Below are 25,663 nucleotides of genomic sequence, written 5' to 3' on the forward strand. Positions count from 1 at the left end.
CCTGCGCCGACGCCCCTAAAGTAGACACACATTTTGTCCTATAAGCCATTATCTCAATCTGTAACATCTATGGCCCGAATTCCCGTCTAACTGTTACAGATCTAGACAAACCGTCTTTGCCCCTGACCTTTGTCTCAATCTGTAACAGAAAGGGAGCTTTTGTCCGCCTAACTGTTACAGATCGAGACATTCGAATCCCCCTAAGGAGATGATCTCGATCTGTAACAGTTACTCGGCAAAAATGGCTGCAGATGTTACAGATCGAGACAAAACAGCAAGGCATGCCGCTGCATCGGCCAGAACCACCACAAAGGTGCCTGTCCCTTTTTGGTAGGTTGAATAACCCATAAGGTAAGTATGTTTCTGAGTTATTTCGTGTTGACCCATTTGAGCGCGATAGGGTATAACTCTACTCAACCGCTAGGGATTTTATTGAGAAAGGTGTTCTACCATGAGCAAGAACCTCTCCCAGCAGGTCGTTCTCGACCGCCGCGGCTTCGTTGCCGCCACCTTCGCAACCGTCGCCGGCCTTGGTCTTGCCGGCTGCTCCGACACCAGCGCCGAGGCCGACAAGGGTTCCGCCGCCGGCTCCTCCAAGAGCTCCGAGGATACCGAGGCTTCCACCACGCTCGACGCCAAGGCATTCGACAAGCTCGTCGACAACGGCCCCAAGGCCGATGACGACGCCATCGCCGCCAGCACCTGGGCCACGGCCGTCAAGGACGCCGGTGTCTTTAAGATCGGAGGCGTTCAGACCTCCACGCTCTTCTCCCTCCTCAACGAGAAGGACGGTCAGACCCGCGGCTTCGACGCCGGTATCGCACAGCTCCTGTCCAACTACATTCTGGGCGAGAACAAGGTCGAGATCACCCAGGTGACCTCGGACACGCGTGAGTCCGTCCTGCAGAACGGCCAGGTCGACGCCGTCTTTGCCACCTACACCATCACTGACGAGCGCAAGAAGCTCGTCTCCTTTGCCGGTCCCTACTACTACACCCAGCAGGCTATCCTGGTGCTCGCCGACAACGACGACATCAAGAGCGTCGACGACCTGGCCGACAAGAACGTCGCCGTCCAGTCCGGCTCCAACGGCCCCGCCATCTTGGAGGAGTTCGCTCCCAAGGCCAGCCAGCAGGAGTTCAAGACCGACGAGGAGGCCCGCCAGGCACTCCAGCAGGGCCGCGTTGACGCCTACGTCATCGATAACAACATGCAGCAGAGCGCCCTGGTCCGCGAACCCGGTAAGTACAAGATCGCCGGCAAGCCCTTCGGCAGCAAAGAGCCCTACGGCATCGGCCTGCCGCCCGATTCCGACGGCGTCGCCTTTGTCAACGACTTCCTTAAGAAGATCGAGGACGACGGCACCTGGACCGAGCTGTGGCAGATCTGCATCGGCGACCGTACGGGCGACACCAATGTTCCCGAGCTGCCCGAGATCGGCGCCTAGGCAGCGAACCTAGTAACGGCCGCTACGAAACCATATGGAAACGCGCGATGCGCTTTATTGCGCTAAACTGTTTCCTCACTGAGTTGTCGGGGCTTCCGTACACACGGGAGCCCCTTTCCTTACCGGCGGGAGGTCCGCATGAGTCTCTCCGAGCTCTGGTCGCTCTATGGCCAGAACTATATCGACGCGTTGCTAGCAACCTGGGGTATGACGCTCGAGTCGTTTGCCATCGCCATGGTACTGGCTGTCGCTGTCACCGTGATGCGCGTGTCGCCGCTCAAGCCGCTGCGCGTCTTTGGCGACCTGTATGTCCAGGTCTTCCGTAACATCCCCGGCATCGCGCTACTCATCATCGTCGTCTATGCGCTGCCGTCGCTCAAGGTCGTCCTGCCCTACCGCACCTGCGTCATCGTCGCCACAGTGCTCTTGGGTTCTGCCTTTGGCTCCGAGAACTTTATGAGCGGCATCAACACCGTCGGTGTCGGTCAGGTGGAAGCCGCCCGCTCGCTGGGCATGAGCTTCAGCCGTATCCTCGCCAAGATCGTGATTCCGCAGGCGCTGCGCTCGAGCGTGCTGCCCATGACCAACCTCTTTATCGCCGTCATGCTCACCACCGCGCTCGGCAGTCAGGTACCGCTTAACCCGCAGGAGCTCACCGGCGTGGTGAGCTACATCAACACGCGCTCGCTCGGCGGCGTCGCCGCGTTCTTTATCTCGGCGCTCGGCTACCTGGGCACGGCCTTTGCGGTGAGCCACATTGGCAACTACATCGATAAGAAGGTGAGGATCCTCCGATGAGCAAGCACTCCACCTCCGCGCTCACCATGCGCGATGCGCTCTACGAGGCTCCCGGCCCCAAGATGCGCGCCAAGATTCGCGTCGGCACCGCCATCTCACTTGTTGCCGTGGCCGCGCTCATCGCTCTGGTACTGCAGCGCTTTTATGTGACCGGCCAGCTTTCGGTCCATTACTGGTACTTCTTTACGCACCTCACCACCTGGAAGTTCCTGCTTGCCGGTTTTGAGGGCACGGTAAAGGTCGCGCTCACCGCCGGCGCCATCGCGCTGGTACTGGGCTTAGCCCTCATGCTCGGCCGTACCAGCGACATCAAGCCGCTGCAGCTGGTCTGCCGCGTGCTCACCGATTTCTTCCGTGGCGTGCCGAGCCTGCTGTTCATCTACTTCTTCTTTTTGGTGCTGCCTCAGTACAAGATTTCACTGCCGTCGTTTTGGATGCTCACGCTTCCTGTCGCGCTCGCTGCAGCCGGCGTACTTGCCGAGATCTTCCGCGCCGGCGTCAACGCCGTGCCGCGTGGTCAGGTCGAGGCAGCCCAGGCGCTCGGTCTCTCCAAGGCCAAAATCACCTTTAAAATCGTATTGCCCCAGGCGATTCGGTTTATCATTCCGTCGTTGATTTCGCAGCTCGTGGTCGTAGTCAAAGACACCACCGTCGCCTACGTGGTGAGCTACCCCGACCTCATGCAAAATGCCCGCGTGCTCATCACCAACTACGACGCGCTCGTATCAGTCTATCTGGTGATCGCGGTCATCTACATCCTCATCAACGTCGCGATCAACAAGGCCGCTGTCTACGTTTCGCACAAGACCGGCGCGACCATCATCCGCTAACGCTTTACCATTTCGAGTCATAAGGAGCCGAGCACCATGGCACAGAGCACCTCATCCACCGGCAATCAGCCGTTGATCGAGCTCAGGCACGTCGATAAGCACTACGGCGATCTGCACGTCCTCAACGACATCAATCTCTCGGTCGACCGCGGCGAAGTCGTCGTTGTGATTGGCCCCTCGGGCTCGGGCAAGTCGACCATGTGCCGCACCATCAACCGCTTGGAGACCGTCGACTCGGGCGAGATTCTCATCGAGGGCGAGCCCCTGCCGCAGGAAGGCAAGGATCTTGCCCGCATGCGCGCCGAGCTGGGCATGGTGTTTCAGCAGTTCAACCTATTCGCACATATGACGGTGCTGCAGAACGTCATGCTGGGACCGGTCGACGTGCTGGGCGTCTCCAAGGAGGAGGCCCGCGAGCGCGCCATGGACCTGCTGAGCCGCGTAGGCGTTGCCGAGCAGGCCGATAAGGTGCCCGCACAGCTCTCGGGCGGCCAGCAGCAGCGCGTGGCCATCGCCCGTTCTCTTGCCATGCAGCCCAAGGCCATGCTCTTCGATGAGCCCACGAGTGCCCTTGACCCCGAGATGATTAACGAGGTGCTCGAGGTCATGGTGCGCTTGGCGCAGCAGGGCATGACGATGATCGTCATTACGCACGAGATGAACTTTGCCCGCCGCGTGGCCGACCGTGTCGTGTTTATGGCCGATGGCCAGATCGTGGAAACCGGCACGCCCGACGGGTTCTTCGACCACCCCCAGACCAAGCGCGCCCAGGACTTCCTCAACTCCATTAAGGGCCACTAGCCAGCCACCCCGTGGGACAAATCCATTGAAAGTGTTGTCCTACGTCTCTCATGCGCCCTGTCACCTTTAGATTCGAAAGCAACACCTATGATCGGAACTCGCACTTCATCGTCATACACCCCGCACGTCGACGTCGATCCCGCCGACCGCCCACTCATCCTCGTCGCGCCGCGTTGGGAAGAGGCAAAGCCGTTTTTAAGCGAGACGCTCTCCCCCAACGAGGAGATCGCCAGCGTCTTTGTCGATGCCATCCTTGCTGCAGGCGGTCTGCCGCTGCAGATGTCCATCACCGAGGACATTGAGGTCATCCGCCATTACGTCGATATCGCCGACGGCATCGCCATTCCCGGCGGCCCCGATGTCAATCCCAAACGTTGGGGCGATGATCGACCCTACGACCCCACGCTGTGCTGTGAGATCCGCGATAGCTTTGAATTTAAGCTGGTCGGCGAGGTACTCCGCGCCAAAAAGCCGCTCTTTACCACCTGCCGCGGCACGCAGTTGCTCAATGTCGCCACTGGCGGCACCCTGTGCATGGACGTGCCGAGCCTGGGCGCTCGCGAGGGCCGCACGCAGTGGCGCCATACCCACGTGCTCAACGACCCCGTACATCCCGTCGAGGTCGTGCCGGGCTCGCTGCTGGAGCGCGCGCTTGGCGGGCACAGGCTGATCCAGACCAACTCGGCACATCACTGCTGCGTCGACCGTCTGGGTAAGAGCACGCGTTTGGTCGCCAAGGCAACCGACGGTGTTCCCGAGTGCATCGAGGTCGAAGGCCAACCATTCTGTCTAGGCGTGCAATGGCATCCCGAGTACACGTGGAAGACGCTCGAAACCGACTTTAACCTGTGGAAGTCGTTTGTCGAGGCGGCGGCAAAGGTAAAGCAGGCCCGCTAGCTCGCGAACCACTCAGGTTAAAGCCTCCTAAGCCGGGGGGGGCGGACACCAGCTACGGTGCCCGCCCCCCTGTATTTGATATGCTCGGTATGATTATCCCTCACAAACAATCAGAGAAATCTCGACCGCAATCGGTCGACAGTAAAGCAAATGATAAAAACGCTTGCTACGTTTATGAGGCAGTCAATTAAAATCGAGATGCATTGACCATTCCCCAACGGGGTCACGCCGCAAATCCACATGAGCATCGAGGCTGGAAGCGGAAGCATGGAATTGGCCCCGATCTGTATGTAGATCGCTACGACGTTGACAAGCAACAGCATGCCAATCGGACCGAAGCCGGACCCAAAATAGGAAACAACGATTACGCAAGAAACCACGTATGCAAGGCAGGCAGCGGCAGCAAGAACAAGTCGATAGCAAAATACATGCAGGTTGAAATACTGCTGAGCATCCGAAACGATTGCACAGTTAAGACAGTACAAAACGACACTCGACAGGACAAACGCACCCAAAAGGGCAAAAGAAGATAGCACCACTCGCGCAACGATAGCGCACACACGCTTCCCTCCCCGAGCCTCCGACAACCCCCACGGTTCCTCGACAAAGCCCGAACTGACAAAGCGCGGCACAATGCAAGCCGCGATGAACGGAAAGAACAATGCATGGGCCAACGGGGCTACGTTGAACAGCAGACCGCGAAAAACCTCTGCATTGCCAAATAGAAGGACATCCTCCGCCGATAGCCGAAGCGTCGGGTCTGGGAAAAAACCCAAGAAACTGTTCTCACGGAGGCTACAGAACCACATCGGGAAAGAAGTAAGCTGCAATATCACCATGTACGCATAAATTACCAGGATTAAGGCGTACGCCCATTTGCTCACATGCTTCAATTCTGACTGGAGAAGTCTTTTAATCTGACGAGCCATTGAGCACACCCCCAGCGCGAAAGCTCAAGAGAGCGTAAATCAATACCGATAGACAGCTGGCTGCCACGCCATATCCCAGAAGCGTCAGCTGCCCCATATCGCTATACCCAAGGGCACATCCGACTCCAAGGTACGGCCCCGGAAGGAAGAAGATCCATCGCAAGGATGGTATAGGTGCCTGAAGGAAAGCTCCGTAGAGCGTCAAGCTCATGACAAATCCAACTATCACCACGGCCCCGCTCAATACAGCGCTGCCCGTTATCCGATAGATGGTCACCGTCTCCAGCGCAACCGATATCACCAATACGGCGTTGACTATCATTGCAGGCAAAAATACAGTTAGTATGTTGTGCGAGTAGTTATGCCCTCCACGTATTATGGCTATTGCAAAAAGAAGAAGGCAAAGCGCGCTATACGCTGCGCCAATTATTAAAGCAGACGAAAATGCATGGGCTAGAGCCCCATAAAAGCGGTTGAGACCTCTTGCCGAAGAAATTCGGTGCCCCTCTTTATAGCCATGCTCCTGTAAAAGCACCAAACAAACGATGAGTGGAACGAACAGGGATGTACCGGCAAAAGCGCTGCGCGCAAGGGACTCATCAGGCGCAGAAGGATCGATTGCATTCCAGAGGAAACCAATATCCTCCCCACAAACGCCATAGCCAAAGGCGAGCAACGTTGTTCCGTTTTTCAGAAAGATGCCGAAGAGAAGGCCGAACGCCAGCATAAGCGCAAGACCAAACTTCGCCGGAAATATCCTGTGCAAACGCATCATATCTGCCTTTATGGGATGGATCGCCCGCTTCATAGCGAGACCGCCTTCATCAAGCACCTGTAATACTCTTTTAGGGACGACGCCTCATCCCTTATGACGTCCATCGATTCCTTTTTCAGCAGTTCGCCGTCATGAATAAACAGGCAGCTTGTTGCAACCGATGCCAGCTCATCCAAATCATGACTAGAGATGAGCATGGTCTTACCCTGCTCTCGATTCAATCGGCCGATAAGGGTCCATATGCTCTCAATGCCCAACGGATCCAATCCATTTGCCGGCTCATCGAAAATCAGCAAGTCGGTGTCGCCCAACAAAGCCGTAGCTATATCCAATCGCCGTTTCATTCCCAGAGAAAAACTGCTCACGCTCTTTTTCTCATCGGCATCCAGCCCGACTAGGCTCAAAACGCGAGGAATCTCACGCTTCTCATCGAGCCCCCATTCCACACATCGGATTTGAAGATTCTCAACCGCACTGAGGGATTGGTATGCTCCGCAGGAATCTGGCACATAGCCGACACGCGTCCGCATCAGGCTCAGCTCTTTTTTCGACTTGCCTCCAAAGAGCTCCACGCTCCCCGACGATGGCTCACAGAGGCCCAATACGATTTTAATAAGCGTGCTTTTGCCCGCCCCGTTTGCACCAACAAGGGCGCAGAGCTCAGACTGATGTACCTCGAAGGAAACGTCATGCAAAACGCGGCGCCTCCCATAGCGCTTTGACACCCTTGATAGCCTTATCGTTGATACGTTCATTGGCCTCCCGTTCCGCTTGATAGCAAAACCGCTCATATCGTTCCTTCTTTACTTTATCGTTTTCCATAGTTGTTATTGTTTTTCGATAACTCATATTTGTCAAGATAATCTAAAAGAAAGAACCCGTGTTAGACACGGGTCCCTTCACGCTGATATTTCGTTTTAGTTGTTCGCCTTAAGCTACTCGTCGCTCAAATCGACAGCAAAGACTGATGTCGGAAGCGACGCCTCGTTGCCTCCGCCGTCCCGCATCTGCCTCACAACGTTTTTTGCACGCTCAACAATAAGCTCCTCAAGCTCTTTCTCACTCACGCGCTGAATAATATCTCCCGGTTGACAATCAAGCTCATCACAGATATCGAGGAGCGTCTTTAGGCGAATTGCTTTTATCTTTCCGTTTCTAAGCTTTGAAATATTAGCCGGAGTATGCCCCGTCGCTCGAATCAGATCAGCACTGGTCTTTCCGGTCTTAAGCAGCTGCGTCTCAAGCTCGATGATGAGATAGCTCATGTTTCCTCCTACACAAGCTCGTCAGACTGCTCTTGGAGCAGCGAGGCATAACTCCAGATCGCCGAGATAAACAAACAGACAACTGCGCCGATAAACGACCCCGCATCAAAGGTAGCGCCTTGGCAAATCTCAATAACGAAGGAATGAGGCACAATGTAAAGCTCCAGTCCGCCAATGGTGAGATTGACCGATCCATAGGCACCAACAAGCGAAACCGCGGCGTTAACAGCAAAGGCAAGCGCGAGAACACGGATAAGCCGCACATGCGCCTTGGTAAAGGGCGAGACGCCCCGAGAGATGTTATGGCTGATTCCGCACAAAACGACAAGCGAAACACCCACGACGAGTGCCAGGCACAGCCCGCTTGGGATAACGATGCTCCCGCCATCGAGAAGCGTCACGACACCGAAAGAATCGACAGAAACAACGTTTGCAACCGCATACCAGATCACGTAAACAACCAACGCGGCAAAAGCGACGAGCATCCCTGCAAAAACGGCTGCCATGCAAAAACCAAGCTTCCTGATATTTTCGCCCGCCTTGGCCATACGCTGAACGCTGTTGGACATACACTCACCCTCATCGACTCTATCGTTATTCGAACAGTTTATCGAACAACGATATGGATTGCATGCGGAAAGCCCCGCCAGTGCGCATGGGCCATTCACTAATCAGAAGGGGTGAGAGTGGATTTTTGGACATGTATCGAACGAGAGTGGACAATCTCCCACTTTGAGGCCGCCACCGGGCCTAAAACGGGAGATTATCAACTCTCATAGTCATCAAAGCTCGCGAGCTCTTACTCGGCCGCCTCGCGCAAGGCCGACATCGTTGCCGCATATTGCTGCTGCAGCGCATGCATTCCCTCGCGAGCGCCGTCAACGGCATCGGCGCCGCGCAGCGCTTCGGTCACCACAACCGCCGGCTCGTACAGATTATCGAATCCCAGGTTCTGGCTCACGCCCTTGAGCGTGTGCGCTGCCATAAACGCACCTTCGGCGTCTCCTGCCGCCATGGCGGCCTCCAGCTTGCCCATGCTCTCGTCATCCAAAAACTTGAGGGCAAAGCGGGCAAGCATTTCCCCGCCCATCAGCCGAGCGCACGCGTCGTCATAATTAGCGCCGATCTTCTCATACGCCTCACGCATGGAAATCATGGATTAAAAACTCCTTTGGTCAAACTAAATCGTGGGAAACGCGACGACGTCGGCGGGGCGTGCCAACGTCTCGGCAATTTGGTCTTGCACCTCGAGCAGGCAATCGAGCAGCAGCGGGTTAAAGGTGCCGCACTTACCGTCCAGGATCATCTGGATCGCCTCCTCGTGCGGGATAGCGTCCTTGTACACGCGCACGCTCGTCAGTGCATCGTACACGTCAGCCACCGAAACCACCTGCGCGGCGATGGGAATTTCGTCGCCCTTAAGGCCATCGGGATAACCCTTGCCGTCCCAGCGCTCGTGATGCCAACGCGCAATCTGGTACGCATATTCCATAAGCGCATTGCCGGCGTGATGGCTGCCCAGCTCGAGCAGCATGTTGGCGCCAATCGTGGTATGCGTCTTCATAATCTCGAATTCCTCGGGCGTGAGGCGCCCGGGCTTGTTGAGGATCGCATCGTCAATCGACATCTTGCCGATATCGTGCAGCGCCGAAGCCAGGGCGATCGTGGAGCGTTCCTCATTGTCGAGGGAGATCGTGCCGCTACGCTGGACCAGATAGCCAAGCAGCAGCTCGGTCAGCTTTTCGATGTTCGTAACGTGCCTACCGCTCTCGCCGTTGCGAAGCTCCATGACGCCGGCCATGATGTCGATGAGCATGCGACTGTTCTTGACGCGCTCGTTGTACTGTTGGGACAGCAGGTTCGTCAGGCGGCGCTGTTTGGCGTACAGGCGGATGGTGTTGCTTACGCGGCGGCGCACGACACGGGAGTCAAACGGGCGGTTGATATAGTCTGAGGCGCCCAGCTCGTACGCGCGCAGAACCGCATCATCGGAATCTTCGCTCGAAATCATGATGACAGGCAGATTATCGATACCCGATCGGCGCGACAGATCGGCCAGCACCTCAAAGCCGCTTATGCCCGGCATCACAATGTCCAGCAGCACGAGCGACAACTCATCGCCATAGCGGTCGACCATGTCGAGCGCCGCACGACCGTTATCGGCCTCGAGGATGCAATGCTCGTCCTTGAGCATCTCGCTGAGAATGGCTCGGTTCATCTCGGAGTCATCGGCGATAAGCACCAAAGGCTTTTCGCTTTGGAAGGCCTCGATGGAATCGGCATCGGTCACGACCGTACCGGCTTTTGCCTTAGCGCGGCTCAGTAACTGAGCAGCGCGGCCAACGCCCTCATCGACCGTCTCGCCATGAATGCGAACGCCATCAACACATGCCGTCAAGCTCACGTACTCATGGCCCGGAATAATCGTGGAACGAACGGCATCGGACACCTGATGCAGGCGACGGGTGAAGTCATCGGAGGGAATATTGGGCATGACAACCACAAACTTGTCGCAGCCATAGCGCACAAGCTCGTCAGTCGAACGGATTCCGCTGCGTATGGCTGTCGCCACAGCACCGAGCGCAAGGTCGCCGGCATGACGGCCACACGTATCGTTGAAGGCCCTAAAATCATCAACGTCGATCATCGCAACGCCGGCATTCATGCGGGCGCTGCGAAGCTTTTCCTCGTAATATCGGCGATTGCGCACGCTCGTCAGCACGTCGGTGTAGACAAGGTCCTCTTCCGCGGCCTCTTGCTCATCAATCGGACGCACCATCAGCAAGACGTGAGGCTCGCCCTCGACCTTCAGAGGGCGTAGACGGGCGCGGTACTCAGTGCCATCATTGAGCAGTTGCTCCGACACCTCATCGGAGTCTGCCAAAGCCTCAAGACTCGACTGACGCAGACAAGGGCAGCGATCGCCGGCGAGCAAGCAGTTAGGCTCACTCTTAATCTGATCGGCCGACAGTAAACGCACCACGGGGTAGGTCTTCGCGACGCGGGCGACCTCGACGGCAGCCTCCTCGTCGGTTAGATTGACCTCGTGAGTATTGAGCATATGGGGCCCTTTCGATAGTTTCGCATGGAGCGGTGGGTTCCAAATGTTACAAGGGTAACACCTTGTCGATGCAGGTAAGTACGTGAATGCTGCCACATTCTTATGAGTTGGCAGACGGCGCGATTGAAGCCGCAGACGCGAGGTTTTGAGCACGTTTGTTAATACGGCCGAAACGTTTGCGGATGAAGCCTGCTTTGGCTATTGCGGATGCTAGAGCCCCAGGATGCCACGGACAGCCCGGGCAGCCGCTGCCGGGCGATCGCGCAGACCGTTATGCGCGCCCGGGATCGTCACGAGAGGGCAATCGAGATATTCGGCAGCCGCTCGCGTGCCAGCCTCGCGGGGCGTGCCAATCGAGAGCTCGCCTAGGAGCACGGCGGCCACCGTTTTCGACGCGCGAACGCTATCCCAATCGGGAACGCAGGTCATAGTAATCCCGTATTCGTTTGCCATGAAACTGCGGCCGTTGCGCAGGGCATGCTTGGCTTCTGCCTCGGTCGTTCCAGGAGCCTCGGGGTCCAAGTCGCCGAGGGCTCCCAAGAAAAGCCGGAGCGCCCTTGAAACCTTTCCAGCCGCAATCATATCGAGCAAAACCGGAGCTGCGCCCATGCCGACGCCTTCGGCCGACACAGCCGGCTCATGCAGAATCGCACGGGCGACGAGATGGGGTTCAGTGCGAAGAAGCTCCAGCGCCACCAACGTACCGGCGCTGTGCGCAAGCACATTTGTCGGAGCGCCAACGTGTTCGATCACGGCCTGCAGGTCGGCGGCCTGAGCGGCAAGATCATAGCTGCCGTCTGCCGCTTCGCTGCTGCCACCACAGCCGCGGCGGTCGTAGGCAATTACGCGGTAGTTGCGGCTGAGCTCACAAGCGATGCCGTCGAAAAATGTGCCGTCAACACAAGCGCCGTGCACGCACACCAAGGCAGGAGTATCAGGCGACACATCCGGGCCGGCATATTCGCGACAGGCAATCGTGGTGCCCGCATTCTCGACCGTAAAATCCATGTTGTGCCCCCATCATCAATGCCCATCCAATTGCACGTCAGTACGGCTGAATGGTCCCGCATTGCCTTACGACTTGTTAACAGATTAACTGTACCCGACCCGAGGCTTTTCATGGCACGGCATCATGAGCGACGTGAAAAAACGAAACTTGTAAAGCAAGAGCCCGCACCTCGCTTTGGAGCCGATGCTATGCTTAGGCGCAATAGTCTTGAGGAGCATATGCCTATGTCTACATTTTTGAATGCCAGCCCCATCTTTGGACCCGTTCGCAGCCGTCGCCTTGGTCTCTCGCTCGGCGTCAACATGATGCCGGCCAGCGGCAAAATCTGCACGTTCGACTGCATTTACTGCGAAAACGGCCTCAACGCCGAGCGCCCCTGCCACGAGCCGTATAACACGGCTGCCGTGGTGCTCGATGCACTCGAGGCAAAGCTGCGCGAGATGGCAGCCGAGGGCGAGCTCCCCGATGTGATCACCTTCGCAGGCAACGGCGAGCCCACCGCCGCACCGGAGTTTCCGCAGGCCATTGCCGGCGCCGTCGCGCTGCGCGACGAGCTTGCCCCAAACTCCAAGATCGCCGTGCTCTCCAACGGCACGCGCGCCGACCGCCCCGAGGTGCACGACGCGCTCATGATGGTCGACGACAACATTCTTAAGCTCGATACCGTCGACCCGGCGTTTATCCAGCTGCTCGACCAGCCCGTTGGCCCCTATGACGTCGAGCACCAGATCGAGACGTTCGCAAGCTTTGACGGTCACGTCATTATCCAGACGATGTTTTTGAGCGGTGAGTACCGGAGCAAGTCTCTCGATAACACCGGCGAGGAGTACGTTGCCCCCTGGCTCGCGGCGCTCGAGCGCATTCGTCCGCAGGAAACGACCATCTACACGGTGGCACGCGAGACGCCGGTCGCCGGCCTTGCCAAAGCAGCGCCCGAGGTGCTCGACGCCATCGCCGCGTGCGTCCAAGCCCTCGGCATCCCCTGCCAGGTGAGCTACTAGCAAAACCACGCAGCAGCTAGTGTCAGCCATCCCGCTCCATCAGTTGCGGTGATATAGTTCCTATTTGTGCTGTTAAACCGCTTAAATCGGAACTATATCACCGCAACTTTTATGGACGCGTGGGTGGGCTATACTAGCTGCGAATGAAAGGAAGTTAGCCATGTATGACAACGGACCCGTGCCCGGCCGCAACGACGCTTGCTGGTGCGGCAGCGGCAAAAAATATAAGAAATGTCATAGCGCCTTTGACGAGCGCCTCGAGCGCCTGTGGGAGGAGGGCTGGGAGGTTCTGCCCCGCGCGCTCTACAAAACGCCCGCCGACATCGAGGGCATCAAGCGCTCCGCCGCCATCAACGTGGGCGTGCTCGACTACATAGGCGAGCGCATCGCCGCAGGCATGACCACCAACCAGATCGACCAGATGATCTACGACTACACCGTCGAGCACGGTGGCACGCCGGCCGACCTTAACTACGAGGGCTATCCCAAGAGCGTGTGCACCTCGATCAACGACGTCGTCTGCCACGGTATCCCCTGCGATGCGGATGTGCTACACGAGGGCGACATCATCAACGTAGACTGCTCCACGATCTTGGACGGTTACTTTAGTGATTCGAGCCGCATGTTCTGCATCGGCGAGGTCTCGGCCGAGCGCCAGCGCCTGGTCGACGTCACCCGTGCCAGCGTGGAGGCGGGTCTGGCAGCCGTCAAGCCATGGCTACCGCTCTCCGTTATGGCCGAGGCTGTGCAAAAGACCGTCGAGGACGCCGGCTTTAGCGTGGTGCGTGAGTACGGCGGACACGGCATCGGTAAGGAGTTCCACGAGGACCCGTTTGTGGGCTTTACCACCGAGGCGCCCGACGTAGACACCATCATGGTGCCAGGCATGGTCTTTACCATCGAGCCCATGGTCAACGCCGGAGCGCCCGATATCAAGATTAGCAAGGGCGACGGCTGGTGCGTGCGCACCAAGGACGGCAGCGATTCGGCCCAGTGCGAGGTGCAGCTCGTGGTGACCGAGGACGGCTACGAGCTGCTGAGCTGGTAGCCGTGGATGCGCCGGATGCTGACGGGCACGCCCGTCTTGCATCCGGCGTTTTATTTGAACATTTTGCCTGATAAAACCCGCCAAAATTAACCTGCCCCCTTTTGGCAGGTCGAGCGGAGAGGACTGCTTGTGAACATCCTGGTTTTGCTGCCCGTCAACGACCGCCATCGCGCAATTCTTGAGTCGAGCGCTCCGGGCGAGGACTTTATCTACACGAGCTCCGACGCCGCCACGCGCGAGCAGGTCGCCGGTGCGGACGTGATCTTGGGCAACATCGACCCTGACATGCTCACGGCATGCGAGCATCTCCAGCTGTTGCAATTGCAGACCGCCGGCTATGACGACTACCTTGCCGCCGGCACCGTGCCGGCCGACGCCAAACTGTCTTGCTCGGTGGGTGCCTATGGCCAGGCCGTAAGCGAGCACATGTTTGCCATGACCCTTTCCATGATGAAGCGCCTGCCCGGCTATCACGACTTGCAGCGCGAGCATCGCTGGGAGGATTTGGGGCCGGTTACCTCGCTCAAAAATGCCAACGTGCTGGTGCTGGGCGCGGGCGATATCGGCGGCCACTTTGCCACGCTCTGCCGCAGCATGGGCGCACACGTCCGCGGCATCAAGCGTCATCCGCTCGTCTACCCCATTGTGTTTGAGGACATGGACGGCATGGATGCCCTGCCCGAGCGCCTGGCCGAGGCAGACGTCGTCGCATCCTTTATGCCCAGCACACCCGAGACCCGCGGCCTGGCGAACGCCGAGTTCTTCGCCGCGATGAAGCCGGGCGCCTTCTTTGCCAACGGCGGCCGCGGCGATCTTGTGGTTGCCGACGACCTAGTTGCCGCCCTGGAATCAGGACATCTCGCCGGCGCCGCGGTCGACGTCACCGACCCCGAGCCGCTGCCCGAGACAAGCCCGTTGTGGGATGCGCCCAACATGCTCATCACGCCGCACATCTCCGGCTGGTTCCACTTGGCCGCCACGCTCAACAACGTGGTCGACATCGCCGCGGAGAATCTGCGTCACCTGCAGGCCGGCGAGACCCTGCGCTGCTGGATCGAACACTAATTGTTCCGGCGTTTTGCCAAACGCCGGAACCCCTCGACGCTGCGAGCCCGCCAGAGCGGCAATCTGACGTTCAATCGTCGGGCATGGCCAAAAGGCCTATGCCCTCCTCTTTCACGTCACCTTGCTCACTCTGGCGGGCTCTCGCTGACGTTTGCTCAACCTGCAGGGTCTTCAAATTGCTAGAGCGTTGCTAAATAATTTTTTGCGTCTTCTACACTCATTGCTGCGACGGGTGCGTGTGAACAGAGTTTGACATCGTTGGTGACCAGTAGATCTGCTTGAGCGCGTATCGCTGCCGCAATGATTAAATCGTCTTCGTAATCGCTATGGAGCTCACGCTGCCTGCTCGACATCCAGATGTCGCTCAGGTCACAGGGCACTGGCGTGGCAAGCTGCGACAGCACGCTAAGACAATCCCATGCAAGCGATGTCGCTGCCGCAGCGGCATCTTGGGAAAGCGAACCATGCTCGCGCCGATACCATGCCTTATGTTCGCTTGAAATCAAATAAAACAGGTCTTTGGACGATGTCGCCGCATACAGCAAATCAACCTGCGCCGTGCATGCATCGCGTAAAAACTCAATCGCCACCGAACGACCACGTCGTGAGGGAATGAAGTAATCGAGCCACACGTTGGTGTCAACCAAGATGCGCTTTGGAGTCTCACTCATAGAGCCAGCTCATCTCCTCGCCATAGCGATCCGCATAGGCATTCCGTTTGAGCTCTTCGTCGTCCGATGGCTGAGCCTTGACCATATCGATTCCCGATTCACAGCAAGCGGCAGCGAACAGCTTCGACCCCTGATCCATAAGCTCGAGCTTACGTTTGACAGCCTTTTCGCGCTCGCGCTGTTCCGCCCGGGCACGACTGGGCAGCAGGATATCCTCGAGCGCACCGGGGCGATCGGCCAGCGACGCTGCAAGCTGCCAGAGCGCTCGCACCGCTTGGCTCGGCGTCATACCGGCCTTGGAGAGAGCGGCGTCCCCACTCCTTTTAAGATCGGCATCGAGACGTACGTTGATCTGAGCGGCTGTTGTGGTCATGACCCCTCCTTAATACTTCAAAACTATCATAAAACTCTATGGTAGATACGTAAAGCATGTATAGCATTTACAAGCATCAGCCGTACTCTGTACACAAAAAGCCGCCGAGGCACACTGCACCTCGGCGGCTACGCATCACCAATCCAGTTCGGTTTCACCTTTTGCATTCGCCCAGATAAAACCTGCCGAAATTAACATCCCTTTTTGGCAGGTTTTAGAGCTCCACGCTTTCGGCTCCGTTGATGGTCAGGTCACGCTCGTAGAAGGCGGTAAGGGCGCGGATGGCGTACATCACGTCGCGCACGCCGCCGGTCTCGTAGCTCGAGTGCATGGCCAGCTGCGGCAGGCCCACGTCCACGGCATGCATGCTCGCCTGCATATTGGACAGATTGCCGAGCGTGGAGCCGCCGGCCATATCGCTCTTGTTGGCGAAGGCCTGCGTGGGCACGTCGGCGTCATCGCAGATAGCCTGGAACACCGCGCGGCTAAAAGCATCGGTGCAGTAGTGCTGGTTGGCGGCTTCCTTGATGACGATGCCGCCGTTAAGCACAACCCGGTTGCGGGCATCGCACTTCTCGGCGTGGTTGGGGTGCACGGCATGCGCGTTGTCGCAGCTCACGAGCATCGAAGCGGCAAGTGCGCGGTGGTACGACTCGCCATCGAAGCCCAGCGACCCGTTGATGCGGCGCAGCGCGTCGGCCAAGAACGTCGACATGGCGCCCTGCTTGGTCTCGGAGCCAACCTCCTCGTTATCGAAGCAGCAGAAGACCGAAACGTCGTGCGCATTCTCGGCACCCAAAAATGCCTGCAGCGAGGTGTAGGCGCAGGCCAGGTCGTCGAGCTTGGGCGTCGAGATAAACTCGTCGGCCCAGCCCCAAATGCGCGCATCCTGACGATTGACCAGGAACAGATCGCGGCCCAGAATCTGCTCGGGCTTAACGTCCAGCTCTTCGGCGATCAGGGCATCGAAGTCACCCTGCTTAAGCTCGCCGGCGCTGATGAGCGGGCACAGGTCGACGGCTCGGTTGGGAGCAAAGCCCTCGTTAACGCCGCGGTTCATGTGGATGGCAAGGCTCGGGATGATGGCGACTTCGCGCTCGGTGGCAAGCAGGCGGCTCTCAATGCGGTCACCCTCGCGCACCAGCACGCGGCCCGCGAGCGCCAGCGGGCGATCGAACCAGGTGTAGTCGATCATGCCGCCGTAAGCCTCGGTGTTCAGGCGCAACGTCTCGCCTGCGCCATCGAGCTCGGGCACGGCCTTGACCTTAAACGTCGGCGAATCGCTGTGCGACGCCGTGAGCTGAAAATGATAGTCACCGGCAACGCCGTCCTCGCCCCACGTCGCAGCCAAGTCCTCGCCCACCTTAAAGGCGATAACGCTCGAAGTATTGCGCTGCGTGTAGTAACGACCGCCCGGTTCGATATCCCATGCCGCGTTCTCGGGCAGATAGGTAAAGCCTGCCTCGTCGAGCTCGGCCATAATGGTCGCCGCCGTATGGAACATGCTGGGGCATGCCTCGATAAAGTCGATAAGGTCGTTGGCGGCCTCGATATCGTCGGCCGTCACGTGCGTGCGCTCGGGCGTTTCCTGATCCGTCATGCTCTCCCCTTTCGCTGGGTTGATGGTCCCTTCCAGCATACCCCGCCGCGCCAGCGCCGCACTCTTCATTCCGTGCTTAATTCCGCGCCGCTCACCAAGTTGAGTCATCATGCCCGCACTCCTTTTGCGACAATTACGCCAACAGGACGAGAGGAGTCGTCATGAAGCCACGTAACATTGCCATCGCCTACGGTGTCGCGGGAGCCGCCGTCGGCCTTGCCGCTGTCACCGGTATCGTTTATCACAAGCAAATCAAGTCCGCCGCGTCGCTCAAACGCTTGACCGACTATGCGGATGGCTATGACCTGTACGCAATCGACATCGCCTACGACTACGATCTTGATCGCATCATCGCTGCTGGCGTGCGCGACGACCAGGCCTACATCGATGCCGTGGTGGCGCAGGTGCTGCCCGGTGTGCCGACACATGTCCAGGCACCCCAGTTTGCCTGCAGCGCTTTTGTCGCCGTAGATGCCGAAGGCCGCGTGCGCACCGGTCGCAATTACGACTTTAAGGACGACACCTCGGCGCTGCTGGTGCGCAATCACCCGCGTGACGGCTATGCCTCCATCGGCTTTGCGGCCCTCAATAACCTGGGCGATAACACTCCGCTTGACTCCGTCGCCGGACGCGTCGCCGCACTCATGGGCCCGTTTGCCCAGCTCGACGGTGTTAACGAATGCGGCGTGTCCGTTGCCGTACTCACCCTGGATTCCAAGCCCTGTGACCAGGACACGCAACGCCCCGTCATCAATACCTCGCTCGCCATCCGTCTGGTGCTCGACCGTGCCGCCACCACGCAAGAAGCTGTCGACCTGCTTTCCGCCTACGACATGCACGCCATGGCAGGACGCGATTACCACTTCTTTATCAACGACGCCGCCGGTGACGCGCGCGTAGTAGAGTGGGACCCGCGCGATCCGGACCGCGCTTTCAAAGCGACTCCTGTACGCCAGGTTACGAACTTCTACGCCTGCTATGGCGACGAAGTGCTCCCCAACCAAAAGAACGGCGAGCTGGGCCATGGCAAGGAACGCGCCATCGCCATCGCCGATGTCCTCGACGCCCATGTCGGTGCCCAAGACGAAACGATTGCCTGGGAAGCCCTGCGAGCCGCAGCGCAAGAGCCCAATCCGGAAGACATCACCAGCAATACGCAATGGTCGGTCGTCTTCGACAATACCGAGCCCGCTGCCGCCATCACGCTGCGCCGCCACTGGGGCAACGTCGATGCCTTCGCACTGTAAGGAGCCAGGCCCGTCGACCTTACGTTCCCTGACGTTGCTTACATTTCCATACGCTTGAGCTAACACGTTTTACCCCCGTATCAACAGTGTGCGGGGGTAAACTTATGCGCATGTTATAACTTGCCCGGAAGGATTCATAATGCTCAGGATCGGTCTTCTTACCAGTGGCGGCGACTGCCAGGCGCTCAACGCCACCATGCGCGGCATTGTCAAAACGCTTATGACCAATAGCGAAGAGCCTATCGAGATCTATGGTTTTGAGGACGGCTACCAGGGCCTTATCTACAGCAGGTTCCGCGTCATGACGCCCGCCGATTTTAGCGGCATCCTCACCCGCGGCGGCACCATCCTGGGCACGAGCCGCACGCCGTTCAAGCGCCTGGACATTCCCGAGGCCGACGGCGTCGAGAAGGTGCCCGCAATGGTCCACACCTATCATAAGCTGCAGCTCGACTGCCTGTTTATGCTGGGCGGCAACGGCTCCACCAAGACCGCCAACCGCCTGCGCGAAGAGGGCCTCAACGTTATCGCCCTGCCCAAGACCATCGATAACGACACCTGGGGCACCGAGTTGACGTTTGGCTTTACGAGCGCCATCGACGTCGCCACCAAGTGCATCGACGACATCCACACTACCGCCTCGAGCCACGGCCGCGTGTTTGTCATCGAGATTATGGGCCACAAGGTCGGCTGGATTCCGCTGTATGCCGGCGTCGCGGGCGGCGCGGACGTCATCCTGATTCCCGAGATCCCCTACGACATGGACAACGTCATCAAGACCATCGAGCATCGCATGGAGACCGGCAGCCGCTTTACCATCGTGGCCGTCGCCGAGGGCGCTATCTCCAAGGAGGACGCGGCACTGTCCAAGAAGGAGTACAAGAAGAAGCTCGCCGAGCGAACGAGCCCGTCGATTGTCTACGACATCGCCAAGGAGATCGAGGCCAAGACCGGTCGCGAGACCCGCGTCGCCATCCCCGGCCACACACAGCGCGGCGGCCAGCCCGACGCCCAGGACCGCATCTTTGCGACCCAGTGCGGCGTCGAGGCAGCGCTCGGCTGCCTGCGCGGCGAGTTTGGCTACATGATTGCCCTGCATGACGGCAAGATGTGCCACATGCCGCTCGAGGAGGTCGCCGGCAAGCTCAAGTTTGTCGACCCCCAGAGCGACCTGGTGCGCGAGGCCAAGGCGTTGGGCATCAGCTTCGGCGACGAATAGCCTCGGCTGGAACTGCTCTCATCGGAGGCCCCAGGGCTTTCCTCCCAAATCGTCCTCGGACATGTCAGGACCCCGCTGCGCGCTTCGCGCGGCGGGGTCCTTCCGTCCTGCGGAAAGATTTGGGAGGAAAGCCCTGGGGCCTCCTGCGGTAACTAGGGAGGCCGAGGCTATTCGCCTTCTCGCTGCGGGTGCCTGGGCTGAGATTTTGGGATGTTGCAGGCTCTTAGCTGAGAGTAGCACTGACATTTGTCCTAAAATGGCTGGTCGCTAGGGGTTGCTACCGGTAGTTGCGGTAGGGTTGGGGCAGATTCTAACTAGAAATGGTGGTCGCTACCGGTTGTTCTCGGCATACTCGGCTCATTCGATTCGACCATCAAACGAAAGGAACCACCATGGATCTTGCGATGGCGCAGCGCCTCGTCGATCGCCGTAAAGCTGCCGGCCTTTCTCAGGAGGCGCTTGCTGCCCAGCTGGGCGTAAGCCGCCAGGCTGTTAGTAAATGGGAGCGCAGCGAGTCCTCACCCGATACCGATAACCTCATTGCGCTCGCCGCGCTGTATGACGTGTCGTTGGACGAGCTGTTATATGGGGAGGCGGCCAACGATGCCGACGACCTGGAGGACGGTAGCGCCGACACCGAGACGGCGGATGTGGCTGACGAGGCCGAGGATTCTGCCGAGCACGCCGATTGCGGCGACAAACCACTTGTCGATATTTCCCTCGCGCGCGGTATCCACGTCATTGATCCCAATAAAGGCGAGGAAGTCCATGTTGGTTGGAGCGGCATCCATGTGACCAACGAGCGCAAGGGCGAAGAGGTGCATGTGGGGCCGGACGGCGTGCATATCGATACGCTTGAGGACGATGGACATAGCGTACGCACCAATGACGACGGCACCGTCACCATCGACGGCGAGACGTTTTCCAGCTGGAAGGAAGCACACGACAAGCTCGACCATCATGGCAAGCATTTCCACACCAAGGTCGGACGTGCATGGAACAAATTCCCCTTCCCCGCACTTGTCACTCTCGCCTATCTGGTGCTCGGCATTGTCTACGGCACATGGGGCATGGGGCTTTTCCTCGTCTTTCTGGTTCCCGTCTACTACGCGATTGGTGACTTCATCGATCGGCGCCACCTGTCTAAGCTGATCGAGGCCATCTACCCGGCAGCCGCCATCGCTTGGTTCCTCTACATGTGGCTCTGTTTGGGACAGCCCCATCCTGCATGGATCATCCTCATCACGATTCCCGTCATAAAGGCGCTCATGCGCTGGTGCCGCAAACAATGGAAGCACCGCAAACAGGCCTAACACGCTCCGACCCACCAGCACCCAACCGCCCCCGCCCTTCTCCTAAGTTGCGGTGAGATAGGGACTGTTTTGAAGCTCCAAAGCGCCAAACAGTCCGTATATCACCGCAACTTACAAACAACTGGGTCAGTTCCGGCACGGAGATTAGCATTGAGCTGACCGCGCGCCAAGAAAAGGGCCTATTTACTACGTTTAACTCGAGAGGGCCGACCATACCCGCCTTTTCCGAAAACTGGCAAGCCCTCTACCTGCGGTTTTAATTTCATAATCTTTGTCACGGTCGAGGGTGTGGTAGCAAACGTAGTAGATAGGCCCATTTTGTGGCATACGACCCATACAAGCCCAATCTCGAAGGCTAAAGAGAGCCTCTCATCCACGCCTGCGAGCGAAAACCAAATAGAATGAAAGGCAAATGGAAAAGCCCGTTTGACGGGGCAAACGCCGGGCCACATAATGGTTGTCCGGCGTTTGCCCAGATAAAACCTGCCAAAATAAACCTGTCCCTTTTTGGCAGGTTACTCGGCGCTCTTGAGGGCGCCGACCATGTCGATCTTGTTGAGGGTACGGTTGGTGGCGAGGTTGACGATAAACGTAAAGCCAAAGGCCAGAAGCACGGATAGCACGTAGCTCAGCGGCTCGACCTCGACATCAAAATACAGCGACGGCATCTGCAAAATGTACGTAAAACTCTCGGCCAGCAAGCCGCCCAGCGGCACGCCCAGCGCAGCGCCGATCGCCGTGAGGATCAACGTCTCCTTGTTGACGTAGTGGTGCACCTCGCCACGGCGGAAGCCCAGCACCTTGATGGTCGCCAGCTCGCGTTCGCGCTCCGAAATATTCGTATTAGACAGCGTAAACACCACCACAAACGACAGGCACGCCGCCATAAAGGTCACGAGCACCACGACCGAATTGATAATCGTAAAGTTCGCCTCATAGTTTTCCCAATGCTCGGCCGTACTCGAAATTGTGAGCCAACCGTCACTCTTAAGCTTCTTGCTAAACGCAATCTGATCGGCCGACGAGCCCTTGAGCAGCGCAAGGATGCCGTTGAGGCGCGCGCTTCGACCGAACGCGCGCTCATAGGTACCCTGCGTCATGTAAAGCGTGTTGCCCAGATAGTTGAGCGAAATGTCGCTGACTTTGACCTTGGCAACATTGAGCGACGAATCCTGGACGTGAGCCGTGTCACCCGGCTTGATCCCCAGCACCAGCTGAGAGCTCTTGCTCAAATACACATCCCCGTCACGCAGGGCGAGCGGTTCTTTGGGCTCATCCTCCAGGCGCACGTAATCGCCCAAGTCACCCGTGCGGTCATCGGGCACCACGATCAGCTGCACAGTCTCGCTCTTACCGCCAAACGTAAAGGTGACGTTGTCGGTCATAATCGGCAGCGTCGAAGTCACAGTCACGTTGGAATCATTGGCTGCACTGCGCTCATCCAGTGCCGCGCACGTCTGCGAAAAATCATCGGGATTGGCAACCGCCAGCAGGTCATAGCGCGTGATATGCCCGTACTGCTTGGGCGACAACGCGACCGACGTATCACGGATGCCCATACCGCAAATCACAAGCGCCGTGCAGCCCGCAATGCCAAAGATGGTCATAAAGGCGCGCTTTTTGTAGCGGAATAAGTTGCGTGCAGCGACCTTGTTCAAAAAGCTCATGCGGTGCCAGATAAAGCCGATGCGCTCGAGCAGAATGCGCGAGCCGGCGCGCGGGGCCTTGGGGCGCATGAGCGAGGCTGGGGTCTCGGCCATCTCGTGGCGGCAGGCGATAATCGTGGCGCCCACCACGCCCACGGCAAACAGCGCTACCGACACGAGTGATGACACGATGTCGTACGAAAGCAACATCTGGGGCAGCGAGTACATGTCGTCGAACACCGTAAACAAGAACAGCGGCAGACCCACAAATCCGATGATATTGCCGAGCACGCCACCGATCAGACACGCCCACAGCGAGTAGTCCACATATTTGGACAGGATACGCCCGCGTGAATAGCCGAGTGCCTTGTACAGGCCAATAAGCGTGCGCTCCTCCTCGACCATGCGGGTGGCGGTGGTGAGACTGATAAGCACGGCGACGATAAAGAAGATGAACGGGAACACCGTGGCAATGGCCTCAATTGACGAGCTATCGCTCTCCACGCTCGAGTAGCTTGCGATGTTATCGCGGTCCTGGATGTACCAGGTGCATTCGCCCAGGTCAGAGAGCTCGGCGCGGGCATCGGCAAACTGCTGGTCGGCGGCGGCGCGGCGCTGGTCCAGGTCGGCTTGCGCCTGCGCACGCTCGTCGCTGCCCTCGGCCATGCGATTGATGTTGTCCTGCTCGATCCCAAAGACCATATTCGCCTGACGCTCAGCCGCGTCCAAGCTCGCCGGTGTGTCGACCGTCAGCTCCTGAGCGCGCGCCTTCTCACGCCCCTCGCGGATCTTCTCGATATTGCCCTTGACCTCATTGATCTTTGCCGAGTAGGCATCCGAATAGGAGTTGAGGCTCTTGGCTCCCTCGACGACCACGTGGACAGCGGAGTAGGAAGAAGATGTCGCGGCATCCTCGCTCACGTAGAACTTGTAGTCCGCAGTCGAAGCAGCGCGAAAGGCGTTGACTGTCGAGTCGGAGCTCACATCAGTGGGATCGAGGACCTCAGCCGTAATGGTGTAGTCCCCATCGGCAAACTGGTCCTTGGCGCTTTGGTTCGACGAGCTCGCATCGTTGGCGGCAAAACTCACCGTATCGCCGATTTTCTTGCCCGAAGCCTTCAAAAAACGTGAGGTCACTGCCACTTCGCCCGAAGTCTCGGGCAGCTCGCCGCGTACTAGCACCGGTTGGTCAATATTCTCTTTGGAGAGGCTCTGTACGACGACACGCTCGCGCGTCGTACCCACGGCGGTATAGGCGGTCTCGGTATAGATGCCCTCGGCCGTCTCGACGCCATCGACCTCTTGGATCGCGGCAAGATCGTCATCGGTCAGACCATAGGTCGACTGCACGTTGATGTCATAGACATTCTGCTGGTCAAAATAGGCGTCGACCGAATCACACAGGTCCTCGCAGCCCGCCTTAAGGCCGCACATCACGCTCACGCCAAGCGCGGTGATCACAACGATAGACAAGAAGCGTTTGAGGCTGCCGCGAATCGTGCGGTAGATGCCACGGCGAAAAACCGTCGGCACCATATCGTTTGAGCTTTGGGCGGTACGGTAGGTCGTAAAATCCTGCTCGCGCTCCGTGTTCTGCGCGTCGCGGCGTTGACTGTTTTGGCGGTCCTGATTCATGGGCGCTACCACTCGATCGTCTCGATAGGCACAGGATTTTGCTGGACCGTCTCGCTCTCCACGCGGCCGCTCTTAAAGCGGATCAGGCGATCGGCCATGGGCGCCAGCGCAGAGTTGTGGGTGATGATGATGACCGTAATGCCTTGCTTGCGGCAAGTGTCCTGTAGCAGCTGCAAGATCTGCTTGCCAGTTTTGTAGTCGAGTGCACCCGTAGGCTCGTCGCACAAAAGCAGCTTGGGGTTCTTAGCCAGCGCGCGGGCGATGGATACGCGCTGCTGCTCGCCGCCCGAAAGCTGCGCCGGAAAGTTAGCGAGGCGGTCGCCCAGGCCAACCTGGCGAAGCGTTTGCTCGGCATCGAGCGAATCGGGGCAGATCTGCGCCGCGAGTTCGACGTTCTCAAGCGCCGTCAGGTTAGGGACCAGATTGTAGAACTGAAAGACAAAGCCAACATCGGCGCGACGGTATTCCACAAGCTGAGCCTCGTTGGCAGAGCTCACGTCACGCCCGTCCACCGTCACGGTGCCAGAAGTTGCCGTGTCCATGCCGCCCAGAATGTTGAGGGCCGTGGTCTTGCCGGCACCCGAAGCACCCAAAATGATGGCGAGCTCGCCGCGCTCGACCGTAAAGCTCGCGCCGTCGAGCGCGTGGATACGGGCATCGCCCTCGCCGTATGCCTTGATGACGTCTTTGAATTCGATATAGGCCATCGATTAATTCCCATCTGGTCGGATAACTCTTTAGTATTACCCATTTCCCACCTACCAAAAAGGGACAGGTTTATTTTGGCAGGTTTTATAAGGGGAAACGTACCTCTTGGGGGCAGCGCGGGACGCGCAGGGGCGGCCGTGCAGATCGGCACAGCCGTCTCACGTGGAATCGACCGACGCCTGCCTTTCCGTGACACCGGCAACTCGTTTTTGCTTGTTGGCATGGCCGCCATTATGCCTTGGGACTGAGCACTCAAATTCTCACTCCTCATTGCCACGCTTGCCGCAAGCTATCAGGGTGACGAGATGACGACGCTCGCTGTAGC

General features: G+C 58.4%; 24 protein-coding genes. 11 read left to right on the forward strand and 13 right to left on the reverse strand.

The features are described from left to right. Nucleotides 1-451 precede the first annotated feature (451 nt). The 5 genes from DWW12_RS07535 to DWW12_RS07555 all read left to right on the forward strand — a co-directional run bounded on the left by DWW12_RS07535 (nucleotide 452) and on the right by DWW12_RS07555 (nucleotide 4,773). Nucleotides 452-1,447, forward strand: coding sequence for a glutamate ABC transporter substrate-binding protein (locus DWW12_RS07535; protein WP_117855628.1), 996 nt, complete (start codon nucleotides 452-454; stop codon nucleotides 1,445-1,447). Between the two features lie 138 nt (nucleotides 1,448-1,585). Continuing rightward, nucleotides 1,586-2,245, forward strand: coding sequence for an amino acid ABC transporter permease (locus DWW12_RS07540; protein WP_117855629.1), 660 nt, complete (start codon nucleotides 1,586-1,588; stop codon nucleotides 2,243-2,245). Next, nucleotides 2,242-3,075 carry an amino acid ABC transporter permease gene (locus DWW12_RS07545; protein ID WP_117629933.1) on the forward strand — a complete coding sequence of 278 codons (834 nt, stop codon included), beginning with the start codon at nucleotides 2,242-2,244 and terminating at the stop codon, nucleotides 3,073-3,075. Before DWW12_RS07540 ends, DWW12_RS07545 begins: the two co-directional genes overlap by 4 nt. A 36-nt stretch (nucleotides 3,076-3,111) precedes the next feature. Further along, the gene (locus DWW12_RS07550; RefSeq protein ID WP_117855630.1) at nucleotides 3,112-3,876 is read left to right on the forward strand and encodes an amino acid ABC transporter ATP-binding protein; all 765 of its coding nucleotides are present in this window, start codon (nucleotides 3,112-3,114) and stop codon (nucleotides 3,874-3,876) included. 87 nt (nucleotides 3,877-3,963) lie between these two features. Beyond that, a complete protein-coding gene (locus tag DWW12_RS07555) occupies nucleotides 3,964-4,773 on the forward strand; it encodes a gamma-glutamyl-gamma-aminobutyrate hydrolase family protein (protein WP_117640232.1) in 810 nt (269 codons plus the stop codon). A gap of 110 nt (nucleotides 4,774-4,883) precedes the next feature. On the opposite strand, the gene DWW12_RS07560 is transcribed toward DWW12_RS07555, so the two are convergent. The 8 genes from DWW12_RS07560 to DWW12_RS07595 all read right to left on the reverse strand — a co-directional run bounded on the left by DWW12_RS07560 (nucleotide 4,884) and on the right by DWW12_RS07595 (nucleotide 11,811). Beyond that, nucleotides 4,884-5,702 (reverse strand): hypothetical protein, encoded by an 819-nt coding sequence (locus DWW12_RS07560; RefSeq protein ID WP_147345480.1) that lies wholly within the window; start codon nucleotides 5,700-5,702, stop codon nucleotides 4,884-4,886. Then, the gene (locus DWW12_RS07565; protein ID WP_117584142.1) at nucleotides 5,686-6,510 is read right to left on the reverse strand and encodes a hypothetical protein; all 825 of its coding nucleotides are present in this window, start codon (nucleotides 6,508-6,510) and stop codon (nucleotides 5,686-5,688) included. Before DWW12_RS07565 ends, DWW12_RS07560 begins: the two co-directional genes overlap by 17 nt. Next, on the reverse strand, nucleotides 6,507-7,268 hold the full coding sequence (locus DWW12_RS07570) for an ABC transporter ATP-binding protein (RefSeq protein ID WP_117855632.1): 762 nt from the start codon (nucleotides 7,266-7,268) through the stop codon (nucleotides 6,507-6,509). The genes DWW12_RS07565 and DWW12_RS07570 overlap by 4 nt, the downstream gene beginning before the upstream one ends. Nucleotides 7,269-7,412: 144 nt before the next feature. After that, entirely contained in the window at nucleotides 7,413-7,742 is a 330-nt protein-coding gene (locus tag DWW12_RS07575) for a helix-turn-helix transcriptional regulator (protein ID WP_089572320.1), read from the reverse strand. A gap of 8 nt (nucleotides 7,743-7,750) precedes the next feature. Further along, nucleotides 7,751-8,290, reverse strand: a complete 540-nt coding sequence (locus tag DWW12_RS07580; RefSeq protein ID WP_147345481.1) for a hypothetical protein — start codon at nucleotides 8,288-8,290, stop codon at nucleotides 7,751-7,753. 251 nt (nucleotides 8,291-8,541) lie between these two features. Then, on the reverse strand, nucleotides 8,542-8,898 hold the full coding sequence (locus DWW12_RS07585; RefSeq protein ID WP_199407877.1) for an Hpt domain-containing protein: 357 nt from the start codon (nucleotides 8,896-8,898) through the stop codon (nucleotides 8,542-8,544). Nucleotides 8,899-8,922: 24 nt separating this feature from the next. After that, nucleotides 8,923-10,803, reverse strand: a complete 1,881-nt coding sequence (locus DWW12_RS07590; protein WP_117855633.1) for a diguanylate cyclase — start codon at nucleotides 10,801-10,803, stop codon at nucleotides 8,923-8,925. A 210-nt stretch (nucleotides 10,804-11,013) separates the two neighbouring features. Continuing rightward, nucleotides 11,014-11,811, reverse strand: a complete 798-nt coding sequence (locus tag DWW12_RS07595; RefSeq protein ID WP_117563848.1) for an alpha/beta fold hydrolase — start codon at nucleotides 11,809-11,811, stop codon at nucleotides 11,014-11,016. Nucleotides 11,812-12,036: 225 nt separating this feature from the next. On the opposite strand from DWW12_RS07595, the gene DWW12_RS07600 reads away from it, so the two are divergent. The 3 genes from DWW12_RS07600 (at nucleotide 12,037) to DWW12_RS07610 (ending at nucleotide 14,926) form a co-directional block, all read left to right on the forward strand. Beyond that, nucleotides 12,037-12,813: a radical SAM protein gene (locus DWW12_RS07600; protein ID WP_117855634.1), complete on the forward strand. Its 777-nt coding sequence runs from the start codon at nucleotides 12,037-12,039 to the stop codon at nucleotides 12,811-12,813. A gap of 160 nt (nucleotides 12,814-12,973) precedes the next feature. Then, entirely contained in the window at nucleotides 12,974-13,861 is an 888-nt protein-coding gene (gene map / locus DWW12_RS07605) for a type I methionyl aminopeptidase (protein WP_117778617.1), read from the forward strand. 129 nt (nucleotides 13,862-13,990) lie between these two features. Beyond that, the gene (locus DWW12_RS07610; RefSeq protein WP_117778618.1) at nucleotides 13,991-14,926 is read left to right on the forward strand and encodes a D-2-hydroxyacid dehydrogenase; all 936 of its coding nucleotides are present in this window, start codon (nucleotides 13,991-13,993) and stop codon (nucleotides 14,924-14,926) included. Nucleotides 14,927-15,105: 179 nt separating this feature from the next. On the opposite strand, the gene DWW12_RS07615 is transcribed toward DWW12_RS07610, so the two are convergent. From DWW12_RS07615 to DWW12_RS07630, 3 genes are all read right to left on the reverse strand, one after another. After that, nucleotides 15,106-15,597: a PIN domain-containing protein gene (locus tag DWW12_RS07615; protein ID WP_117648267.1), complete on the reverse strand. Its 492-nt coding sequence runs from the start codon at nucleotides 15,595-15,597 to the stop codon at nucleotides 15,106-15,108. Then, complete coding sequence (locus DWW12_RS09865; RefSeq protein ID WP_158549108.1) at nucleotides 15,590-15,970, reverse strand: translation repressor RelB; 381 nt, start codon at nucleotides 15,968-15,970, stop codon at nucleotides 15,590-15,592. Before DWW12_RS09865 ends, DWW12_RS07615 begins: the two co-directional genes overlap by 8 nt. A gap of 214 nt (nucleotides 15,971-16,184) precedes the next feature. After that, nucleotides 16,185-17,570 carry a M18 family aminopeptidase gene (locus DWW12_RS07630; protein ID WP_233544262.1) on the reverse strand — a complete coding sequence of 462 codons (1,386 nt, stop codon included), beginning with the start codon at nucleotides 17,568-17,570 and terminating at the stop codon, nucleotides 16,185-16,187. A gap of 161 nt (nucleotides 17,571-17,731) precedes the next feature. Here DWW12_RS07630 and DWW12_RS07635 point away from each other — a divergent pair, with 161 nt between their 5' ends. The 3 genes from DWW12_RS07635 (at nucleotide 17,732) to DWW12_RS07645 (ending at nucleotide 21,349) form a co-directional block, all read left to right on the forward strand. Then, nucleotides 17,732-18,817, forward strand: coding sequence for a carcinine hydrolase/isopenicillin-N N-acyltransferase family protein (locus DWW12_RS07635; protein WP_117648268.1), 1,086 nt, complete (start codon nucleotides 17,732-17,734; stop codon nucleotides 18,815-18,817). 139 nt (nucleotides 18,818-18,956) lie between these two features. Further along, nucleotides 18,957-20,036: a 6-phosphofructokinase gene (locus DWW12_RS07640; protein WP_117855635.1), complete on the forward strand. Its 1,080-nt coding sequence runs from the start codon at nucleotides 18,957-18,959 to the stop codon at nucleotides 20,034-20,036. 392 nt (nucleotides 20,037-20,428) lie between these two features. Continuing rightward, the gene (locus tag DWW12_RS07645) at nucleotides 20,429-21,349 is read left to right on the forward strand and encodes a helix-turn-helix domain-containing protein (protein WP_117855636.1); all 921 of its coding nucleotides are present in this window, start codon (nucleotides 20,429-20,431) and stop codon (nucleotides 21,347-21,349) included. 515 nt (nucleotides 21,350-21,864) lie between these two features. Here the strand turns inward: DWW12_RS07645 and DWW12_RS07650 are convergent. After that, nucleotides 21,865-24,630, reverse strand: a complete 2,766-nt coding sequence (locus tag DWW12_RS07650; protein ID WP_233544264.1) for an ABC transporter permease — start codon at nucleotides 24,628-24,630, stop codon at nucleotides 21,865-21,867. A gap of 5 nt (nucleotides 24,631-24,635) precedes the next feature. Then, nucleotides 24,636-25,337 carry an ABC transporter ATP-binding protein gene (locus tag DWW12_RS07655; RefSeq protein ID WP_117816947.1) on the reverse strand — a complete coding sequence of 234 codons (702 nt, stop codon included), beginning with the start codon at nucleotides 25,335-25,337 and terminating at the stop codon, nucleotides 24,636-24,638. Between the last annotated feature and the right edge of the window lie 326 nt (nucleotides 25,338-25,663).

Source organism: Collinsella sp. AF14-35 (assembly GCF_003464565.1).
Lineage (GTDB): Bacteria > Actinomycetota > Coriobacteriia > Coriobacteriales > Coriobacteriaceae > Collinsella.

What these genes read in the sequence shown, in the direction of transcription:
- DWW12_RS07545 (WP_117629933.1), top strand. Translation starts at nt 2,242, where the DNA reads ATGAGCAAGCACTCCACCTCCGCGCTCACCATGCGCGATGCGCTCTAC.
- DWW12_RS07535 (WP_117855628.1), top strand. Translation starts at nt 452, where the DNA reads ATGAGCAAGAACCTCTCCCAGCAGGTCGTTCTCGACCGCCGCGGCTTC.
- DWW12_RS07555 (WP_117640232.1), top strand. Translation starts at nt 3,964, where the DNA reads ATGATCGGAACTCGCACTTCATCGTCATACACCCCGCACGTCGACGTC.
- DWW12_RS07600 (WP_117855634.1), top strand. Translation starts at nt 12,037, where the DNA reads ATGTCTACATTTTTGAATGCCAGCCCCATCTTTGGACCCGTTCGCAGC.
- DWW12_RS07595 (WP_117563848.1), bottom strand. Translation starts at nt 11,811, where the DNA reads ATGGATTTTACGGTCGAGAATGCGGGCACCACGATTGCCTGTCGCGAA.
- DWW12_RS07590 (WP_117855633.1), bottom strand. Translation starts at nt 10,803, where the DNA reads ATGCTCAATACTCACGAGGTCAATCTAACCGACGAGGAGGCTGCCGTC.
- DWW12_RS07565 (WP_117584142.1), bottom strand. Translation starts at nt 6,510, where the DNA reads ATGAAGCGGGCGATCCATCCCATAAAGGCAGATATGATGCGTTTGCAC.
- map (WP_117778617.1), top strand. Translation starts at nt 12,974, where the DNA reads ATGTATGACAACGGACCCGTGCCCGGCCGCAACGACGCTTGCTGGTGC.
- DWW12_RS07560 (WP_147345480.1), bottom strand. Translation starts at nt 5,702, where the DNA reads ATGGCTCGTCAGATTAAAAGACTTCTCCAGTCAGAATTGAAGCATGTG.
- DWW12_RS07540 (WP_117855629.1), top strand. Translation starts at nt 1,586, where the DNA reads ATGAGTCTCTCCGAGCTCTGGTCGCTCTATGGCCAGAACTATATCGAC.
- DWW12_RS07640 (WP_117855635.1), top strand. Translation starts at nt 18,957, where the DNA reads ATGCTCAGGATCGGTCTTCTTACCAGTGGCGGCGACTGCCAGGCGCTC.
- DWW12_RS07575 (WP_089572320.1), bottom strand. Translation starts at nt 7,742, where the DNA reads ATGAGCTATCTCATCATCGAGCTTGAGACGCAGCTGCTTAAGACCGGA.
- DWW12_RS07655 (WP_117816947.1), bottom strand. Translation starts at nt 25,337, where the DNA reads ATGGCCTATATCGAATTCAAAGACGTCATCAAGGCATACGGCGAGGGC.
- DWW12_RS07615 (WP_117648267.1), bottom strand. Translation starts at nt 15,597, where the DNA reads ATGAGTGAGACTCCAAAGCGCATCTTGGTTGACACCAACGTGTGGCTC.
- DWW12_RS09865 (WP_158549108.1), bottom strand. Translation starts at nt 15,970, where the DNA reads ATGACCACAACAGCCGCTCAGATCAACGTACGTCTCGATGCCGATCTT.
- DWW12_RS07580 (WP_147345481.1), bottom strand. Translation starts at nt 8,290, where the DNA reads ATGGCCAAGGCGGGCGAAAATATCAGGAAGCTTGGTTTTTGCATGGCA.
- DWW12_RS07570 (WP_117855632.1), bottom strand. Translation starts at nt 7,268, where the DNA reads ATGAGCGGTTTTGCTATCAAGCGGAACGGGAGGCCAATGAACGTATCA.
- DWW12_RS07645 (WP_117855636.1), top strand. Translation starts at nt 20,429, where the DNA reads ATGGATCTTGCGATGGCGCAGCGCCTCGTCGATCGCCGTAAAGCTGCC.
- DWW12_RS07650 (WP_233544264.1), bottom strand. Translation starts at nt 24,630, where the DNA reads ATGAATCAGGACCGCCAAAACAGTCAACGCCGCGACGCGCAGAACACG.
- DWW12_RS07630 (WP_233544262.1), bottom strand. Translation starts at nt 17,570, where the DNA reads ATGACGGATCAGGAAACGCCCGAGCGCACGCACGTGACGGCCGACGAT.
- DWW12_RS07635 (WP_117648268.1), top strand. Translation starts at nt 17,732, where the DNA reads ATGAAGCCACGTAACATTGCCATCGCCTACGGTGTCGCGGGAGCCGCC.
- DWW12_RS07550 (WP_117855630.1), top strand. Translation starts at nt 3,112, where the DNA reads ATGGCACAGAGCACCTCATCCACCGGCAATCAGCCGTTGATCGAGCTC.
- DWW12_RS07585 (WP_199407877.1), bottom strand. Translation starts at nt 8,898, where the DNA reads ATGATTTCCATGCGTGAGGCGTATGAGAAGATCGGCGCTAATTATGAC.